Source organism: uncultured Agathobaculum sp. (genome assembly GCF_963927765.1).
GTDB lineage: Bacteria > Bacillota > Clostridia > Oscillospirales > Butyricicoccaceae > Agathobaculum.
The window spans coordinates 1-18,498 of the sequence record NZ_CAWVCU010000022.1; the positions used below are offsets into that span (position 1 = coordinate 1).

Here is an 18,498-nt window from a genome sequence, read left to right on the forward strand (position 1 = left end):
GTTAAGGAATAGGACAACCGAGGGGCCGAGGCTCAAAAAAGCCCGGAATATCAAGGAAAATCATCGCTCAGACGATTGAAATACGGACTTTCTGCTGCTCGATGGCCTGACCGTGCGTGACAATATCCTGCTGCCGCGCATCATCGCTGGACAGACCGACGCGGCCATGGAGAATGATGCGGACAGCCTGTGCGACGTGTTCGGCATCACCGCGATCCGCGACAAGTACCCCGCCGAAATCTCGGGCGGTGAAAAACAGCGCACGGCGGTCGCCCGCGCACTCATCAACCGACCGCTGCTCATTCTCGCAGACGAGCCAACCGGCAATCTGGATTCCAAGTCCTCCCGCGCGGTCATCAACAGCTTTGCGCAGGCGCGGCGTGCGCTGGGCGCGACCATCTTCATGGTCACGCACGATTCCTTTGCCGCCTCTTTCTGCGACCGTGTCATCATCCTGCGCGACGGCGTGGTATGGCGCACCCTTTCCAAGGGTGCGCAGGAGCGCGGTGCATTTCAGGACACACTGCTGGATGCTATCCGCGAAATGGGAAAGGAGTGAGCGGTATGCGCACCTTTTCCGAAGTTTACGCCGCACTGCGGCGCAAAAACCGCGGGCAGTACGGCCTGCTGGCCGGATGCTGTTTCTTTTCCGTGCTGCTCATCACCGCCTATGCCTGCATGATGCGCTCCCCTACCATCCTGACCGTACTGCCCGAGGGCGGCGACAGCCGCAAGCAGGTGATGATGGTGTTCGTGCTGGCTGTCATCGGCTGCGCGGTGTTCACCACCTACGCCGCGGGTCTGTTCTTCCGTCAGAAATCCCGCGAAACCGGCGTGTTTCTCGCATTGGGTGCGTCGCGCCGTCAACTGCGCAACGAACTAGGGTTCGAACTGGCTGTGCTGTCTCTGAGCGCTTGCGCCGCAGGCGCGGTGCTTGGCGCGCCGCTTGCATGGTGCATCTGGCAATGCTTCCGCCTTCTGCTGGTCGATTCGGAAGAAATGCCGCTCGCCTTTGACCCGCAGGCCTATCTGCTCGCGCTGGTCTTTTCGGCCTATGTGGTCATCATGCTGTTTTTGCTGGCCGCGCGCTTCATCCGACGCACCAACATCATTGACATTGTACAGGAATCCCACAAGTCCGAACCGATTCACGTTGTCCCGCACTGGTATGGCCCGGTCGGGATCATGCTTGCCGTATGCGGAGCGCTGCTCGGCTACCTGATGCCCTCCTTCTTTGTCCGCGTGCTGCACTGGTACGCGCCCGGCTGGGTGGATGCTGTGTTTTATCTGCCGGTACTGATCGGCCTCTATATGGTGTTGCTGCACACGGTTGTCAACGGCTGGCGGTGCCGCAAAAACCGCTATAAAACCATTATTTCGGATGCCATGATGAAATTTCAGGGTCGCCAGACCGTGCGCAACATGCTCGTCATGGCACTTCTGATCGGCGGAGCGTATTTCGCTTCGTTTTACGCACCCATGATGGGCAGCAGCATGGCGCACAGCTACGACACGCGCCCCGTCGACTTTGCCTACCACTGGCGTGCGGATCAAGATATCCCTCAGCGGGACGAGGTGCAACGGCTGGCAGACGAAGCCGCGGTCGAGATCACCGCATGGGCGCAGCAGGAGGCAGCTGTACTGGGCGTCGACGGTACCTACTCGATCGAGACCGAAACCGGCTTCGGCACAACCTATACGACCGCCTACGCTGAGCTGCTGAACGGCGCGACGTTTTTCTCGGAACGCGCATACAACGCCCTGACCGGACAGAACATCGACATACTGTCCGGCACCTGCGCCAACGTCCTTGATGACGAGGGCGGCAGCAGCTATCTGTCCGGCGGCGATGTCACTCATCTGACCAATATGACGACCGGCAAAACGCTCGATGTAACGCCCGCTGAACCGTTGCGCTATTCCCTGCTGCTGGGCTGCTATGTGCTGGATAACGTGGATTATACCGCTATCGCCGCTGGGCTGGACGATATCTATCGTGAGAAATATGTATTCTTCAACGTCGCGGACGCAGAGAACAGCTACACTTTTGCCAAGGCGCTGTTTGATGAAATCGTCGACCGCTCCGGCCCGGAGGTCGAAGTCGGCGACTACTACGACGATGTATCCGCCGCCATCGCCGCGCAGAAGGACGAACCGTACGACTTCGCCCCGAAAAATGCCGCCGCGCTCGGTCTGGGCACCATCGACTATGCCGACCGGGATTCCTCCGCTTTTCGTCTTTACTGGAAGTACATGCCGCAGTTCCGCGTGCTCGACAAGAACGACTTTATCACCACGATGGCGGTGTTCCTGATGCTGTTTGTGTTCATCGCGCTGGTCTGCTTTGCGGCAGTCATCGTGATCGCGTTCACCCGCTGCATGACCATCGCACTGACGAGCGCGCGCGTATATGACGATCTGCGTCACCTCGGCGCGCCAAACGCTTATCTGTTCCGCGCGGTGCGCGGACAGGTCAGCCGCGTGTTTGTTGTGCCCGCACTGACCGGCACCGGCCTGATCTGGGCGTTTTATATGATTATGCTGTACTTCAACGGCACGCCCTATGGGTTTACGAGCAGCGAACTGCAAGGTATGGCGACCTGCGCCGCCGTGGTGGCAGCAATATCCACACTGCTGTATCTGGTTTACCGACTGACGCGCCGCAGCGTCTGCCGCGCGCTGCACATCCACACCTGACTTGCTTGCCCGTGCGCATGCCCTTCCCGTTGGCATGCGCACGGGTTTTGTGCTACAATAGGCCCAGAGGTGATACGCTCTGTGAACCAGATTTTGATTATCGAGGATGATGCGGCGCTCGGCCGCGGACTGGTGCTCGCGCTGTCGGACGGCACGCGCACCTGCACGCTGGCCAAAAGCTGCGCGGAAGCGCGTCAGGCGCTGCAAACTGCATCCTTTTCGCTTGCTTTGTTGGACATCAACCTACCAGACGGCTCGGGACTGTCGCTGCTGGAAGAAATCCGCGCCAAAGGCGGCCCGCCGGTCATTTTGCTGACTGCAAACGACCTGGAAACCGATATCGTCACCGGCCTGACACTGGGCGCAGACGACTATATCACAAAGCCCTTTTCGCTGGCCGTGCTACGCGCCCGCGTAGATGCCGCGCTGCGCCGTGCTGCACCCGCTCCGTCTGCCACCGTGTTTCGACAGGACGGTTTTGTATTCGATTTTGACGCACTTTGCTTTTCTGCGGACGGACGCACGGTGCAGCTGTCCCAGACCGAGCAGCGGCTGCTGCGCCTGCTGATTGAAAACCGTGGGCATACCGTGCCGCGCAGCACACTGGTCGACCGCATCTGGACAGACGGCGCGGAATACGTCGACGAAAACGCGCTGTCAGTGACGGTCGGAAGGCTGCGGCGCAAGTTAGGTGCAGATGCGCCTATCCAAACCGTATACGGCGTGGGCTACGGCTGGGCGGTGAACCAATGACACCGTGGATCATAGCGCTCTGCGCTGTTCTCCTGGCAGCGGCTGTCATCGGCTATGACCGCTATCGAGTGTCCCGCACCATGCATACACTCGACCGCATGCTGGATGATGCCATCGGCGGCACATTTGCCGCATCTCGCTTTGACGAAAGCCGTTTATCCGCCATTGAAGCCAAGATGCAGCGCTATCTGGAAGCTAGAGGCACCTCCAAAGCGCAGCTGGCCGAGCAAAAGGCGCACGTGCAGGCGCTGATCGCAGACGTATCCCATCAGACCAAAACGCCGATCGCCAATATTCTGCTTTATGCTGAACTGCTGGGCGACAAGTCCTTGCCCGAGGACTGCCGCGACTGCGTGCAGGCACTGTCCGCACAGGCGGAGAAACTGCGTTTCCTGATCGAAGCGCTGGTCAAGGCCGGACGACTGGAAACCGGTGTGATCGCCGTCCATGCCAAACCGAACAGCGTTGCAACTCTGGTGCAGGACGCGCTGCTGGAAGCCGCGCCCAAAGCGGCGGCAAAAGGTATTTTTCTGTCCGGCACGCCCGCAGATGAGACCGCATGCTTCGACCACAAATGGACACTAGAGGCGCTGGGCAACCTGCTCGATAACGCGATCAAATACACACCCGCAGGCGGCAGCGTGACTGTCTCGGTCGTGCCGTATGAGCTGTTCTGCCGCATCGACGTGACCGACACCGGCATCGGTTTGAGTGAAGAGGAATCCAGCCGCGTATTTGCCCGCTTTTACCGTACGCCCGCCGCGCAGGAAGCGCCTGGCGTTGGGCTGGGACTGTATCTTGCGCGAGAAATTGCCGCAGCAAACGGCGGCTATATCAAAGTATCCTCACATCCGGGCGCAGGCAGTACCTTTTCGCTGTTTCTGCCGCGCAGAGAAGCCTAAATGTGACAAAACTGTTATATTTCAGAAAGGCTCTGGATAGATTGTTGTGATATCGTCTGTATTGTACCGGAACACCGGTGCAATGCAGACTTTTTTTCAGGAAGGAACATGGCTATGACGGTTTTACAAACGCAGAACCTACGCAAGATCTATGGCGCGGGCGACACCGCAGTACATGCACTCGACGGCGTCAATCTGACGGTGGAGAGCGGCGAGTTTGTCGCAGTGGTTGGCACATCCGGCTCAGGCAAATCCACCCTGCTGCACATGCTGGGTGGGTTGGATCGCCCGACAGACGGCAAGGTGTTCGTCGACGGCAGCGATATTTTCGCACTGAGGGACGATGAACTCACCATTTTCCGGCGCCGCAAGATCGGCTTTGTGTTTCAGGCATACAATCTGGTGCCTGTGCTCAGCGTATACGAAAACATTGTGCTGCCGATCGAGCTGGACGGCGGCACAATTGACCGCACCTATGTCGATGAAATCATCCGCACGCTGGGGCTGGAAAGCAAGCTGACAAACCTGCCCAGCCAGCTTTCCGGCGGGCAGCAGCAGCGCGTGGCCATCGCCCGGGCACTCGCCACCAAGCCCGCAATCGTGCTAGCTGATGAGCCGACCGGCAACCTCGACAGCCGCACCAGTCAGGACGTGCTGGCACTTCTAAAAGTGACGGGTGAAAAGTTCGGCCAGACCATCGTCATGATCACTCACAACGAGGAGATCGCCCAGCTTGCGCACCGCATCGTCCGCATTGAGGACGGGCAGATCGTGCACGCGTAAGGGGGTGCGCGACATGCTCAAGGTATCCAACCGCAAATGCATCCGCCGCCTGTCCGACCGCAGCCTGAAATCATCCAGAAACCGCAACATTATCGCGGTCATTGCCATTGCGCTGACAACTGTGCTGTTCACCTCACTGTTCACGATCGGCGCATCCATCAACTACTCCTTTCAGCAGCAGAATTTCCGGCAAGCAGGCGGGGATATGCACGCCACCTTCAAAAACCTGACCGAACAACAGCTGCTGGAGCTTCAAGACGACCCGCTCGCCAAAGAAACCGGTACGCGGCTGTTCATCGGCATGACGAACGACGAGCCGCCGTTTAACAAAAGCCATATCGAAATCAGCTACATGGACGAAAACGAAGCCAAGCATTATTTCATCGAGCCGGCTGAGGGTAGCCTCCCACGCGAAGGCACGGACGAGGCCGCCACCGACACCCGCGTGCTCGCACTGCTGGGCATCGAGCCAAAAGTAGGCGCTAAATTCACTATCCCGGTCGGCATCGACGAAAACACGCAGGATGCGAAATACGTCGAGCGCACGTTTACCCTTTCCGGCTGGTGGGAGTACGACAGCGCAATCGTTGCATCCAACGTCATCCTGCCGCGATCGGCTGCTGAAGAACTATGCGGACTTTCTACAGGCGCACCGCAAAGCCAGACCGGCAAATGGCACTTGGACATGATGTTTAACAATGCGTTCCACATCCGGGAAAAGGCGGAGCAGGTACTCGCAAACCACGGCTATCAATGCAGCGACCCCGAGGCGGACAACTATATCGCCATCGGCGTCAACTGGGGCTACTCGGCCGCGCAGTTTGACGCGGCAGCCGATCCGATGAGCGTGATTGCAATGATTGCCATGCTGCTGCTCATCATGTTCACCGGATATTTGATTATCTACAACGTGTTTCAGATCTCGGTGACGAACGATATCCGCTTTTATGGTTTGCTCAAAACCATCGGCACGACCGGCAAGCAGATCCGCCGCATGATCCGGCGGCAGGCGTTCCTGCTTTCGCTCTTTGGTATCCCGCTCGGCTGGATCGTCGGCTTTGCTCTCGGCGTCAAGCTGACACCGATCATCATGGAGCAAACGTCCAATACCGGCAGCTTTGTATCCTTTAACCCGTTGATTTTTGTCGGCGCAGCGGTTTTTTCGCTGCTAACCGTGCGCATTTCCTGCCGCAAACCCGGCAAAATGGCCGCGCGCGTCTCGCCCGTCGAAGCGGTACGCTATACCGATGCTGGCGTGCATCTGTCCAAAGCGCGCTGCGGCAAGCATGCCGCCCGCAAGCCCTCTGGCGCACGCCTGCCACACATGGCATGGGCAAATCTCGGCCGCAGCCGCGGCAAAACGGTCATCACGGTCATATCGCTTGCCCTTGCGGTTGTGCTCATGCAAATGACCTACACCTTTGCCATCGGCTTTGATATGGACAAATATTTAGCGGACAAATCAGCCGTCGATTTCATTGTGGGCGACGCATCTTATTTCCAGACCGGTGCGGGCTTTACCTCGACCAATGAAGCCGTCCCCGAAAACGTTATCGCAGACATCGACGCCGTCGGCGGTATCACTGAATCCGGCCGCATTTATGGGCAGGTTTCCGGCGTGCAGGAATTCGTCACCGAAGACTGGTACCGCCAGAGCTGGGGACGATGGAATACAGCAGAAGCGCTCGATTTGATGGTGCAGCAAACCGAACACACAGATGACGGTCTGCTGGCCGACCGCGCCCAGCTGTACGGCATGGAGGATTTCCCGCTCTCGCGCATCACCGTGCTGGACGGCGATCTGTCCGACCTGTCCGACCCAACGAAAAATGCAGTCGCCGCAGTCTACACCGCAGACGACTACGGCGACCCGGAAGAACAATCCCACTGGGCGAAGGTGGGCGACACGGTACACCTGCGCTATGTGGAGGAACTGGAATACTATTATGCGGATACGGGCGAGGTCATCCCCGCGGATGAGGTAGATGCAGCCTATATGGGTGACCGCGACATTATCTCGCGCGCCAAAACCTATCGCGACGCGGAATATACGGTCGTGGCGGCGGTTCTGATCCCCGGCTCGATTGACTACCGCTTTTATGGCGCCGACCAGTTCGTCATGGGTGCCGAGCGGTTCAAGCAGGATACACAGACCAGTTCGGTGATGACCTATGTATTCGACACGGCGGACGATGCAACCGACCGCATGGAAGCCTTTCTCGCCGACTACACCGAAAACGTGCAGCCGCTCTTCGATTACGAAAGCAAAAAGACTTATCAGGCCGAGTTCGAGGGATTTCGTACCATGTTCCTGACGCTGGGCAGTGCACTCAGCCTGATTATCGGACTGGTGGGCGTGCTCAACTTCCTTAACGCTGTGCTGACCGGCATCATTACGCGGCGGCATGAGTTTGCTGTGCTGCAAGCCATCGGCATGACGGGCACACAGCTCAAGCGCATGCTGATGCTGGAGGGGTTATACTACGCCATTCTTGCGCTTGCACTCAGCTTTGCGCTGAGTGTGACGCTTGGCCCAGTTATCGGTACAGGCTGCTCGACCGTGTTCTGGTTTTTCTCCTATCGCTTTACGCTCCTGCCTTTTGCGCTGCTGCTGCCGGTGTTCGTATTGCTGGGGCTTGCCATCCCGCTCATCACCTGCCGCAGCGCCGTGCGCCACACCATTGTCGAGCGTCTGCGCACGGAGGAATAACCGCGAAGCAGACCTCTCTGTACTTTCCTGAACGCAGATCGGATTTCTCCGATCTGCGTTTTTACATATGTGACAAAATTTTCTCACAAACGCTTTCCGCCTTTTGCCATCGTGTATATCATCCGTCCTATTTATGCAGAATATATGTACATTCATCATACATAACACAACATAATGTGCAATCCACATCCGAAATGCACTTTTACTTTTCACCACTTTCTGGTATAATAAATATGAATAATACTACGGTAACCACAGTTTCGGACACATGCACAGAAGAAAACTGCCATGAAAGAAACCGCTGGAAGCCTGCTATAAAATGGGGAATACTATGAAAGAGAAAACACTGGTCATCACAGGCATGGGGGCGGTCACGCCCATCGGCATCGGGGTTTCTGCCTACTGGGAGGCGCTGGTTTCCGGTCATTGCGGCATCGGTCGGATCACGCGCTTCGACGCATCCGACCTTCCAGTGCAGATCGCAGCCGAGTTAAAAGGCTTTGATCCCGCTGACCACATGCCCAAAACCCTTGCACGCACGATGGACCCATTCATGCAGTTCGCATTCGTTGCAGCGCAGGAAGCGCTGACAGACAGCGGCCTTGCCATTGAGCCGGAGGCCGACCGCATCGGCATTGTCATGGGCACAGCCATGGACGGCGTGACCACGGTGGCGCAGACGCAAGCCGCCTTCGACGCGGGACATCGCGTCGGCCCTCGCTTTGTGCCCATGACCATCGGCAACATCGCCGCCGCACAGATTGCGATTGCGCGCGGCATCCGCGGGCCGAGCCTGACGCTCAATACCGCCTGCTCGGCGGGCGGCGACGCGATCATGACCGCCGCCATGCTGCTGCGCGCGGGCGAAGCGGATGCCGTGCTCGCGGTCGGCGGTGAAAGCATCCTGTGCCCGATCGTTGTGTCCGGTCTGTCGCAGGCCAAGGCGCTCTCCCGCCGCAACGACGACCCCGAAACCGCCTGTCGTCCGTTCGACGCAGAGCGGGATGGCTTCGTCATCGGCGAAGGCGGCGGCGCGCTGCTGATCGAAACCGAAGAGCACGCGCTGGCGCGCGGCGCGAAAATCCATGCCGTGCTGGCGGGCTACGCCAACACCTCGGATGCACACCATGTCACCGCTCCCTGCCCAGACGGTGCAGGCGCGGCCCGCTGTATGCAGCTGGCGCTCAAAAAAGCCGGCATGCAGCCGTCCGACATCAGTTATATCAACGCACATGGCACCTCTACCCCGCTGGGTGACAAAGCCGAAACGCTGGCGGTCAAGGCTGTATTCGGCGGACGCGAAACCGCGCCCCCGATCTCCTCGACCAAGTCCGCGACCGGTCACCTGATGGGCGCGGGTGGCCTGACTGAAGCAATCGCCTGCATCAAGGCGATCCAGACCGGCATGCTGCCGCCGACGCTGCATCTGACTACCCCTGACCCGGACTGCGACCTTGATTATGTACCGAACACCGCGCGTCCGGCCAAAATTTCCGCCGCTATGTCCAATTCTTTGGGCTTCGGCGGCCAAAACTCCAGCATTATCGTGTCCCAATACCAGAAATGAGGCGAATCCCACTTTGCAAAACCAATACACCTATGATATCACCATGTTCCGCGAGACGTTTGAAACACGTTTCACCTATCTGAACGGCTTTCTGCGCAACGTCTCCCGCTTTGGCAGCCGTCCCGCGCTGCATGACCCACTCTCCGGCCGTCGCTGGACGTATGCCCAACTCAATGCCGAAGCCAACCGACTGGCGCACGCGCTGCGCGCAGACGGTGTGGGCAAAAACGACGTGGTGATGTTCACCCTGCTCAACTCGCCCGAATTTGTGTTCTGCTATCTGGCAGCGCATAAAATCGGCGCCATCGCCTGTCCGGTCAACTACCGCCAAGGTGCAGGCGAAATTGCGCTCGTGATCGACGACAGCCGCCCCAAGGCGTTCATCTATGATGCGGAATTCGGAGAACTTTCCGGCGGGGCGCTCGAACTGTGCGAGCATAAGCCTGCCTGCGTCGTGATGGTGGACTACAAGGGCGGCGCACAGACACCCGACGGTCATGTGCGCTATAACGATTACACTGCCGCACAGCCCGAAACCGATCCCCCGATCGACTTTGCGCCGCATATCTACGATGAAACCACCCGGCTTTACACCTCGGGCACGACCAATCGTCCCAAGGGTGTGCCGATCAACAATATCAACGAAGTGCTGTCCGCGCACGATGTGATGATGCACTTCCCGCTCGGCCCGACTGACCGCACGATGAATATGACCCCGTGGTTCCACCGCGGCGGCATCCATTCGGGTGGACCGTGCCCGACGCTGTACGCGGGCGGTGAGGTCGTCATCCTGCGCGACTTTGCTCCCAAGCGCTGTCTGGAATACGCTGAAAAGTATCAGATCTCGTTCCTGATTGGTGTGCCGACCATCATTGCGATGCTCGCCCGCACGCAGGAGCGCACCCCCGCCGACCTGTCCGCGCTGCGCGGCATCGTCACGATGGGCGCACCGTTTGAAAAAGCCGCATGCGAAAAATACATGCAGCTTTTGACCCCCAACATTTTCAACGGCTACGGCACGACCGAAACCTTCTGGAACACCTTCCTGCGCCCGTTCGACCTGCCGGAAATGGCTGGCTCCGCCGGACGCTCGTGCACGGATGACGAGGTGCGGCTAGTCGCCATCCATGAGGACGGCACACACGCCGAACCGGAAGAAACCGTTCCGCATGACAACGAAACGCCGGGCGAAATCATCATTTCTTCGCCTGCAAAAAGCGCGTTCTGCTACTTCAACAACCCGGAAATGACCGCCCAGAAGTTCTACAAAGGCTGGCTGTACACGGGCGACGTGGGCGTATGGGATGAAAACGAGTTTGTCACCGTGTCCGGCCGCAAGGACGATATGATCGTGTCCGCGGGCGAAAACATCTACCCAACCCAGATCGAAGCAGTGCTGAACGAACACCCCAAAGTTGCGGAAAGCGCGGTCATCGGCGTGCCTGACCAGCTGCGCGGCGAGGTGGTCGCGGCGTATGTTGTCCCGTCGGACGAGAGCCTGACAGTAGAGGAACTCAAGGACTACTGCGTACACAGTCCGATGCTGTCCTCTTATAAGTGGCCCCGCATTTACCACATTGTCAAAGAGCTGCCGCACACAGCGACCGGCAAACTGATGCACTATAAGCTGCGCCAGCAGGTGCAGCAGCAATAAAAAAGACGGCTTGAGCAGTGCTCAAGCCGTCTTTTTCTGTTGTTGTGCCGCGGTTTCCTGCGGCGCATCCGCCTGCCCGAGCAGACGGCGGTAGGTCAGGTCGATCGCAAACGCACCGAGCGGCGCGGTGATCAGGATGGCAAGTACTGCCACGGTCAGTACGATCTGTCCGCAGCCCAAACCAAGCGAGAGCGGCACCGAACCAATTGCAGCCTGTACGGTCGCCTTGGGCGTGTACGCCAGCATGCAGAACAGACGCTCCTTTCGGTCAAGCGCGGTGTGCAGCAGGCAGACAAACACGCCCGCCATGCGGAACACCAGCGCGCCAAGCACGACCAGCACGGCCGCAACACCCGCTGCTGCCGCATAGCCGATGTCCACCGTCGCACCGACCAGCACGAACAGCAGCACTTCAGCCGCAACCCACAGGCGGTTATACTTGCCCGACAGACGCGCCGCCAGCTCGGGACGGCGACGGTTGATTGCAATGCCGCAGCTCATCACCGCGAGCAGTCCGGAAAACGGCACGATGCCCTTGACTGCGTTTTCCAGCGCAACAAACAGGAACGACAAACTAAGCAGCACAACCACCTTGACCGAATCGCGCACATGAATACGACGGTACACCGCACCGAATGCGACGCCCGCCAGCAGGCCGAACGCAATACCAGTCACGATCGAGACCGGAATCTGCACAAACGTCGCGGGCGATACCGTGCCGCCCTGCGCAAGACCGGTAAAGGCGGTAAACATGACGATGACAAACACATCGTCCACCGATGCGCCCGCCAAAATCATCTGCGGGATGCTGTGCCGCGCGCCGTAGCCCAACTCCATCAGCCGCAGCATTTTGGGCACGATAACGGCGGGCGACACCGCCACCACTACCGCGCCCATGATGGCGGCATCCAGCACCGAAATACCGAGCAGCCGCGGTGCGAGCAGGATCATACCCACCATTTCAAAGCAGGCGGGTACAAAGCACAGCAGCACCGCCGGACGGCCCACTTTTTTCAAATCTTCCAGATTGAGCGACAGTCCTGCGCGCGTCAAGATAATGATAAGTGCGAGCTGACGCAGGTCAGCAGAGATGCCCAAAATGGACGCGTCCAGCAGGTTGAGCACATACGGCCCAAGCAGGATGCCGGTCAGCAGCATGCCCAGCAGACTGGGCAGCCGCAGCCGGGTGACGATCCATCCCAAACTCATCCCCACCAGAAAAATCAGGGCAAGACTTGTTAACATCGTATTTTCCTCCTACTTGTTTCCCGTTTGCAGGCACAAAAAAAGCTGATAACCCTGCAAACAATTTGCAGAAGTCATCAACTTTATCAGCGGTTTTGGCTCTTATGCCACGGGAGCACTTCATTCCCTCGGATGGTATTATACCGCGCGCAGTGCCGGCTGTCAAGCCACAGCGCACATTCCCCCTTTGTGAACAAAATGAAAATTCCGTAAATCATACTTGACTTTGTCAAGTCTTATGCTTATACTTGACAAAGTCAAGAAAGGAGCATATTCCTGATGGTGAATACCTTAGCCTATTATTCCACGGTGCTGTCCCGCAGCTTCACCGCCTATACTGCGCATGTGCTTGAGCAGCTCGGGCTGAGCCAGGGACTACTGTATCCGCTGCTCTATGTCGGCCGCCATCCGGGCTGCACACAGGCCGAACTGACGAACGCACTCGGTCTGGACTGGGGCTACTGCCAGCGCAGCACACTGCGGCTGGTGGAGGACGGTTTCTTCCTGCGGGAAAAACAGGGCCGTGCCTATCGCCTGACCCTGAGCGAAAAGGGCATGCAGGCGTTTGAAACCAGTCATCAAGTGTTTTTTGACTGGGACAACGATGTGCTGCAGCCGCTGAGCGAACAGGAACGCGCGCAACTGCTGGCGCTGCTCGCCAAAGTCAAAGAAAAGGAAGCGAATACCAAGCTATGTACGAGACGATAAACAGCCCGGTAAACTACGGCGGGCTGACCCTGAAAAACCGCATCATTTTTGCCCCCACCTCGATGAGTCTGTCCGAGGACGAACTAATCGCCCGCTATCGCGCCATTGCCGCAGGCGGCTGCGCGATGATTATTCTGGGCGATGTGCCGGTGCTGAAGCACGGCTTCGGCCCGTCGCTTTACACCAAAAAGGGCTTCGCCCTCTATCAGCGCATTGCCGAAACCGTGCATGCTGAGGGTTGCCTGCTGTGTGCGCAGCTGCACCAGTCGGATTCCAATATCAAAGCCATGCTCAAGTACATCCCGGGTGTGCTCACCAAGCGCATCAGCATGGCCGACCTGCGCCCGCTGCTGAATGAACAGGTCGGGCCGTATATCACCAATTTGCCGGCACGCAAGATTCACGAAATCACGGATGCCTTCGGGGACGCTGCCGTGCTCGCGCACAAAGCAGGCTTCGACATGGTGCAAATTCACGGCGACCGCATGTGCGGCAGCTTCAGCTCAACCGTATACAACCACCGCACGGATGAATACGGCGGCAGCTCGGAAAACCGCGCGCGTTTCGCTGTTGAGGCTGTCAAGGCGGTGCGCCGCCGCCTGCCTGATCTGCCAATCGACTACAAGCTGGCCGTGCGGCAGGAAAATCCGCACTATGGCAACGCTGGCGTATTGCAGGAGGAGCTTCCCGTATTCGTCCCACTGCTCGAGCAGGCAGGCGTGACCAGCTTTCATGTCACGCTGGCGAACCACGGCGAACTGACCGACACCATTCCGCCTGCCAATCATCCATATTTCCACGCAGAAGGCTGCTTTCTGCCGTTCTGCGACGCGGTACGGCAGCTGACGAAGCTGCCCATCTGCGGTGTCGGCGGACTGACGCAGCCGGACTTCATCGAGCAGCAGCTTGCCTCTGGCCGCATTGATTGCGCGGCCATGAGTCGCCAGCTGATTGCCGATCCGGACTGGCCGCGCAAGGTTTGCTCCGGCCATGCAAACGAAATTCGGCGCTGTGTGCGCTGCAACAAAAAATGCCTTGGCGGCATGATGGCCCACCAAGGCGTACATTGCATCTATGAAAGGAAGGAAAACGCATGACTTACGCAATCGTTTACAGCAGCAAGACCGGCAACACCCGCCTGCTGGCTGAAACCCTCCGCGATACCCTGCCTGCCGATGACTGCCTGTATTTCGGCACGTCAAGCGACGAAGCCCTGCGCGCCGAACGCATCTATGTCGGCTTCTGGACGGACAAGGGCACCTGCGACGCAGACACCGCTGCATTTCTCTCGCGTGTGACCACGCAGGAGGTATTTCTGTTCGGCACGGCGGGCTTCGGCGGCGCGCCGGAATATTTCGACAAAATCCTGTCCGCCGCACGTCAGAACCTGCCGGATGGCGCGACCGTATGCGGCAGCTACATGTGTCAGGGTAAAATGCCTGCGACTGTCCGCGCCCGCTACGAAGCCATGGAGAACAGCCCGCGCCGTCAGGCCATGCTCGACAACTTCGATGCCGCGCTGTCCCATCCGGATGCGGCTGACCTGGAGCATCTGCGGGAGATGGCACTCCGTCGATAAGCCTGCTACTTGAAAAAGCCGATGTGCAGTCAATTGCACATCGGCTTTTTCATTTAAATTATGCCAGCCATTGCAGATTTTTGTCCTCTGCTAGACTGCTCAAACCATAGACAAACAGGACTTCATCGACCGGATGCTCCTGCATCCAATCCGAAACCGTCTGCCGCTTGAAATACCGCAGGTCGATCAAGTCGATCGTGCGATATTCCTCCGCAAGGAAAGGAGCAAGTGCATGAGCATAGGAATCCTTTACCACCAGCAGCCGCTTGTCACTATCCGCGTTGGTTTCAATATGGATGCGCGCATGATTGCCGCTCAAGAATACCGGATATTTATCCGCCTCGCTGAGATATTCCCGAAACAGCATGCCCTGCTGCACAATCGGCTCCCGACGGTTGCCGTCATGCACGCTGATTACCGCTTGCAAATCCGGATCGGTCCACAGTTCGATCTCATCCGGCGGCGTCAGCCACAGGCCGCTTTTGGAGTACGAAGTGCCGTAAAAATCCGACACCCGCTCCACCGAAAAAGCGTCGCGTGAGACGGCTGGCTCCCTCATCTCCTGCATCAGCAGACAGTATGCACGATAAGCGCCCTCAGTTGTCCAGTGGTGGTCGGTACGATAATAGAGTTTGTCCCTCTCTTCTGCAGCGCTGAAATCTTCCATCACGTCCAGCCATTGCAGGCTGTCGCCTGCGATGCGCCGCGCCTGCTCCAGCATATCTGCATCCGGGTAATCCAGATGCAAAGCGGGCAGCTTGTCCTCCACCACTGCGCCCGCGGTCGGAATCGCCATCAGATAAACGGGCACGGATTGCGCCTGCGCAAACGCGGTGATTGCCTGCATATTGTCCTGCAAGATCTGTCTGTCGTCCGAAAGCGGCGCGGGAAACAGCCATCCATCTGCACCGGAGATAATACTGCCCGCAGCGCCCCGTCCCTCTGCCTGCTCCAGATAAGCATTTACGCCCACCCATCCATCTCGTCCCGGGAAATGATCGGACAGATACCGTTCCACGTCCTGAAACAGGCTGCCGTCCGCGATGCCCTCTGCACTGATAACAGGCTTCTGCGCCAGCACACGCTTCTCGTTTTGCGAAAAAGAACGGTGTGGCAGCAACCAAAATGCCGCTTGCGTACCAATCAAAACCCCGGCGAACAAAAGCGCCACCGCACGGGGATGCCGAAATTGCATGCGTATTGTCTCCTTTAGAACCGAAAATACAAAAACGGATTATAACTCTGCGCCACCAACGCCGCACAGCTTGCTGCAAGCAGCAGCAGGCACCAAACCGGTGCGCCCCACTGCACGAAGCGCGCCTGATCATGGCGCTGCACCAACCGGGCTGCAAGCGGCAGGGACGCCAACACCGCCACGAGGAACAGCGGCAGATAGGACAGCACCCAAACCACCGCCTGCGCACCGATCAATCCGCCCGATAAGGCAAACATGGCGTGCAGATACCTCGCCAGCGCGCTGAAATCCTCGATGGCAAACAACACCCAGCCCAGCGTTACCAACGCCATGGTCAGCACATGCCGCAGCACACGCGGCACGCGCGCTAGCCGCGCCTCCCCGATCAGGCGTTCCGCTATGAGCAAGACAAAGTAATACAGTCCCCACAGCACATAGTTCCATGCTGCGCCGTGCCACAGTCCGGTCAGCGCCCAAACGATGAACAAATTGACAAACGTCCGCGTCGTCCCGCGGCGGCTGCCGCCCAGCGGGATATACACATAATCGCGGAACCATTGGCTGAGCGTGATATGCCAGCGTCGCCAAAACTCTTTGATGCTCTGCGCGGCATAAGGATAGCGGAAGTTGACCGGGATTTCAAACCCGAACATGCTGCCCAGTCCACGCGCCATATCTGAATAACCAGAAAAATCAAAGTATATCTGCATGGTAAACGCAGCCGCGCCCATCCACGCACCCAGTAGTCCGATGCCATCCGGCAGCGCGCGTAAACCCTCCCACAGCTGTCCCATGGGATTGGCCAACAGCATCTTTTTGCCGAGACCGATCATCAGCAGGCAAAAGCCGTTGTCGATCTTGTTCCAAGTTTCCTCGCGCGCTGCTAGTTGGCCGCGCAGCTCCTCATAGCGCACAATCGGCCCGGCGATCAGCTGCGGGAAAAAGGTCATATAAGTGGCAAAGGACACCACACTTTTCTCCGCGGGCGCGGTTTTGCGATAAACATCCACCACATAAGAAATCACTTGGAAGGTATAAAACGAGATGCCGAGCGGCAGCGGGAGCGGCTTTGCAAGCACCTGCCCCAGCCCCATCGTATCCAGCAAAAAACCGGTATACTTGAATACAATCAACAGACCCAGATCGAGCACCAGCGCGGCAATCAGCCACAGCCGACAGGTCCCTGCTTCGGCGCAGGCGGTAATGCGCCGTCCAATCAGCCAATTGGCAACCGCTGTGAGCAGAATGACCGGCAGAAACCACGGTTCTCCCCATCCATAGAAAACCAGATTGGCCGCCAGCAAAAACACATTGCGCCATCGGCGCGGAAAACAATAATATCCCACCAAAACGATCGGCAGGAAGAAAAACAGAAAAGCCAACCCGGCGAAGCTCAATTTGGCACCGCCTTTACGGATTCAGCAAGTCCTGTACGGCTGTTTTCGCCGCGGCATTGTCCGCTGTAACGCAGAACACAACATAGACACCGTCCTGCTCGAGCACTGCGCTTTCCAGCTTAGGCACTTCCTCCGGCTTATAATCCGAATAGCCCTTGATCCAACTGTCCGTAAAGGTTTGCAGCGCATCAGCAATGCTCTGTGCTGCGTCTGCATCGGTCGCCTCGAACACCGCAAGGCTCTCCGCCGTCGCACCGCTGCCCACATAGGCCGCGCTGTCCTGCACCAACTCCGTATCGACATCATAAAATCGGCAAGCTCCCGCGCTGTCCATATCAATCATCTGATCGGTAAAGCTCATGCTGTCCTTCAGCTGCTGTACGGCATCCGCCGGATTGATTTCCGCCTGCTGCTTGCCGCAGCCTGCCACTGTCATGCAAAGGGCGGCAGCCAGCGCTGCCGCACACCGTTTCATCTGCTGTCTCATTTTTCTTCCGCCTCCGCAATGCTCTCTTTGAGAAGTTCCGCCCATTTTTCCGTATATTCCTTTGCGGGATGGATGCCATCCGCCGCCGCATCCGCAGGCAAGCAGCCGTTTTCGTCCGCCAGCGCCGAAAAGGCATCCACATATACCGCGCCATTTTCTTCCGCGATCTGCTCAATCTCCGCGTTGCACGCCTGAATCGAAGCATTATTGGTATTGTCCTCGTTTTTCTCAGACGCTTCCTCCGACACCGGAGGGATGGCCGAAAGATAGATGACAGCATCCGGACAATACGAACGCGCCGTCTCAATCACTTTGGTATATTCCTCCGTAAACGCTGTTCGGTTGGTCCAGCCAAGCTCGTTTTCCCCGAAGAAAAAGATAATATGTGCAAAATCCTGCTCTTGCAGCCGCTCGATGACCGGGGTTTCGGTATCCTCGCCCAACAGCATCGGCTGATCGAAAACACTGTTGACATTGAGCCCAACACGGTAATAATAAGACGCTTCTGGCATCGCGTCATAGGTATAAAAACTGTCGATATAAGAATTGCCGACCAGCGCCGTATCCGCAAAGGCGGTGCGCTGCGTCTGTGCTTGTCCTGTTCCCCCATTGGATAATTGTGTCTGTTCCCCTGCCTGTGTCCGACCGGAACAACCGGTCAAACAAAGCGCTGCCAAAACACCAGCCAACATGGACTGTGTCCTCATTTCCATCCGTTCCCTTCGTTGCTCATAATTTGTCGAATTCTCTGGCAAAGGATTATATACCACAAATGTAGAACCAAAACAACAAAGGTAACAACATTGTTGTCATACTGATAC

16 protein-coding genes and 1 riboswitch are annotated in these 18,498 nt (G+C 57.9%); of the genes, 11 read left to right on the forward strand and 5 right to left on the reverse strand.

Annotation, left to right across the window (positions count from 1 at the left end; all coding sequences use genetic code 11):
- Positions 1–106 precede the first annotated feature (106 nt).
- The 8 genes from ABGT74_RS01355 (at position 107) to ABGT74_RS01390 (ending at position 11,066) form a co-directional block, all read left to right on the forward strand.
- Entirely contained in the window at positions 107–559 is a 453-nt protein-coding gene (locus ABGT74_RS01355) for an ABC transporter ATP-binding protein (RefSeq protein ID WP_346704157.1), read from the forward strand.
- Between the two features lie 5 nt (positions 560–564).
- Positions 565–2,697 (forward strand): ABC transporter permease, encoded by a 2,133-nt coding sequence (locus ABGT74_RS01360; RefSeq protein WP_297283543.1) that lies wholly within the window; start codon positions 565–567, stop codon positions 2,695–2,697.
- Positions 2,698–2,778: 81 nt separating this feature from the next.
- Positions 2,779–3,450, forward strand: a complete 672-nt coding sequence (locus ABGT74_RS01365; RefSeq protein WP_297283542.1) for a response regulator transcription factor — start codon at positions 2,779–2,781, stop codon at positions 3,448–3,450.
- The gene (locus ABGT74_RS01370; RefSeq protein ID WP_346704145.1) at positions 3,447–4,352 is read left to right on the forward strand and encodes a HAMP domain-containing sensor histidine kinase; all 906 of its coding nucleotides are present in this window, start codon (positions 3,447–3,449) and stop codon (positions 4,350–4,352) included. Before ABGT74_RS01365 ends, ABGT74_RS01370 begins: the two co-directional genes overlap by 4 nt.
- A 114-nt stretch (positions 4,353–4,466) precedes the next feature.
- Complete coding sequence (locus ABGT74_RS01375; RefSeq protein ID WP_346704146.1) at positions 4,467–5,135, forward strand: ABC transporter ATP-binding protein; 669 nt, start codon at positions 4,467–4,469, stop codon at positions 5,133–5,135.
- A gap of 13 nt (positions 5,136–5,148) precedes the next feature.
- A complete protein-coding gene (locus tag ABGT74_RS01380; protein ID WP_346704147.1) occupies positions 5,149–7,845 on the forward strand; it encodes an FtsX-like permease family protein in 2,697 nt (898 codons plus the stop codon).
- A gap of 331 nt (positions 7,846–8,176) precedes the next feature.
- Positions 8,177–9,412, forward strand: a complete 1,236-nt coding sequence (gene fabF / locus ABGT74_RS01385) for a beta-ketoacyl-ACP synthase II (protein WP_346704148.1) — start codon at positions 8,177–8,179, stop codon at positions 9,410–9,412.
- Positions 9,413–9,425: 13 nt separating this feature from the next.
- Positions 9,426–11,066 (forward strand): AMP-binding protein, encoded by a 1,641-nt coding sequence (locus ABGT74_RS01390; protein ID WP_346704149.1) that lies wholly within the window; start codon positions 9,426–9,428, stop codon positions 11,064–11,066.
- Positions 11,067–11,087: 21 nt separating this feature from the next.
- On the opposite strand, the gene ABGT74_RS01395 is transcribed toward ABGT74_RS01390, so the two are convergent.
- On the reverse strand, positions 11,088–12,311 hold the full coding sequence (locus ABGT74_RS01395; protein WP_346704150.1) for a cation:proton antiporter: 1,224 nt from the start codon (positions 12,309–12,311) through the stop codon (positions 11,088–11,090).
- Between the two features lie 61 nt (positions 12,312–12,372).
- Positions 12,373–12,448, reverse strand: a riboswitch (Fluoride riboswitch).
- A gap of 142 nt (positions 12,449–12,590) precedes the next feature.
- Here ABGT74_RS01395 and bilQ point away from each other — a divergent pair.
- Genes bilQ through bilS form a run of 3 tightly spaced genes read left to right on the forward strand, consistent with a single transcriptional unit; the run spans position 12,591 to position 14,598 of the window.
- Entirely contained in the window at positions 12,591–13,019 is a 429-nt protein-coding gene (gene bilQ, locus ABGT74_RS01400) for a bilirubin utilization transcriptional regulator BilQ (RefSeq protein WP_346704151.1), read from the forward strand.
- Positions 13,004–14,116, forward strand: coding sequence for a bilirubin reductase (gene bilR / locus ABGT74_RS01405; protein WP_346704152.1), 1,113 nt, complete (start codon positions 13,004–13,006; stop codon positions 14,114–14,116). Before bilQ ends, bilR begins: the two co-directional genes overlap by 16 nt.
- Positions 14,113–14,598, forward strand: coding sequence for a flavodoxin family protein BilS (bilS, locus tag ABGT74_RS01410; protein WP_297283533.1), 486 nt, complete (start codon positions 14,113–14,115; stop codon positions 14,596–14,598). Before bilR ends, bilS begins: the two co-directional genes overlap by 4 nt.
- Before the next feature lie 58 nt (positions 14,599–14,656).
- Here the strand turns inward: bilS and ABGT74_RS01415 are convergent, their stop codons facing one another.
- From ABGT74_RS01415 to ABGT74_RS01430, 4 genes are read right to left on the reverse strand one after another with little or no spacing between them, the layout of a single operon-like run.
- Positions 14,657–15,793, reverse strand: a complete 1,137-nt coding sequence (locus ABGT74_RS01415; protein WP_346704153.1) for a DHHW family protein — start codon at positions 15,791–15,793, stop codon at positions 14,657–14,659.
- A 14-nt stretch (positions 15,794–15,807) separates the two neighbouring features.
- Entirely contained in the window at positions 15,808–17,190 is a 1,383-nt protein-coding gene (locus tag ABGT74_RS01420; protein WP_346704154.1) for an MBOAT family O-acyltransferase, read from the reverse strand.
- 13 nt (positions 17,191–17,203) lie between these two features.
- Positions 17,204–17,677 carry a DUF4358 domain-containing protein gene (locus ABGT74_RS01425; protein WP_346704155.1) on the reverse strand — a complete coding sequence of 158 codons (474 nt, stop codon included), beginning with the start codon at positions 17,675–17,677 and terminating at the stop codon, positions 17,204–17,206.
- Positions 17,674–18,390, reverse strand: coding sequence for a GDSL-type esterase/lipase family protein (locus ABGT74_RS01430; RefSeq protein WP_346704156.1), 717 nt, complete (start codon positions 18,388–18,390; stop codon positions 17,674–17,676). Before ABGT74_RS01430 ends, ABGT74_RS01425 begins: the two co-directional genes overlap by 4 nt.
- Positions 18,391–18,498 lie beyond the last annotated feature (108 nt).

Coding starts and splice junctions, on each gene's coding strand:
- ABGT74_RS01360 (WP_297283543.1), top strand. CDS start 565: ATGCGCACCTTTTCCGAAGTTTACGCCGCACTGCGGCGCAAAAACCGC.
- ABGT74_RS01370 (WP_346704145.1), top strand. CDS start 3,447: ATGACACCGTGGATCATAGCGCTCTGCGCTGTTCTCCTGGCAGCGGCT.
- ABGT74_RS01375 (WP_346704146.1), top strand. CDS start 4,467: ATGACGGTTTTACAAACGCAGAACCTACGCAAGATCTATGGCGCGGGC.
- ABGT74_RS01380 (WP_346704147.1), top strand. CDS start 5,149: ATGCTCAAGGTATCCAACCGCAAATGCATCCGCCGCCTGTCCGACCGC.
- fabF (WP_346704148.1), top strand. CDS start 8,177: ATGAAAGAGAAAACACTGGTCATCACAGGCATGGGGGCGGTCACGCCC.
- ABGT74_RS01395 (WP_346704150.1), bottom strand. CDS start 12,311: ATGTTAACAAGTCTTGCCCTGATTTTTCTGGTGGGGATGAGTTTGGGA.
- bilQ (WP_346704151.1), top strand. CDS start 12,591: ATGGTGAATACCTTAGCCTATTATTCCACGGTGCTGTCCCGCAGCTTC.
- bilR (WP_346704152.1), top strand. CDS start 13,004: ATGTACGAGACGATAAACAGCCCGGTAAACTACGGCGGGCTGACCCTG.
- bilS (WP_297283533.1), top strand. CDS start 14,113: ATGACTTACGCAATCGTTTACAGCAGCAAGACCGGCAACACCCGCCTG.
- ABGT74_RS01415 (WP_346704153.1), bottom strand. CDS start 15,793: ATGCAATTTCGGCATCCCCGTGCGGTGGCGCTTTTGTTCGCCGGGGTT.
- ABGT74_RS01425 (WP_346704155.1), bottom strand. CDS start 17,677: ATGAGACAGCAGATGAAACGGTGTGCGGCAGCGCTGGCTGCCGCCCTT.
- ABGT74_RS01430 (WP_346704156.1), bottom strand. CDS start 18,390: ATGGAAATGAGGACACAGTCCATGTTGGCTGGTGTTTTGGCAGCGCTT.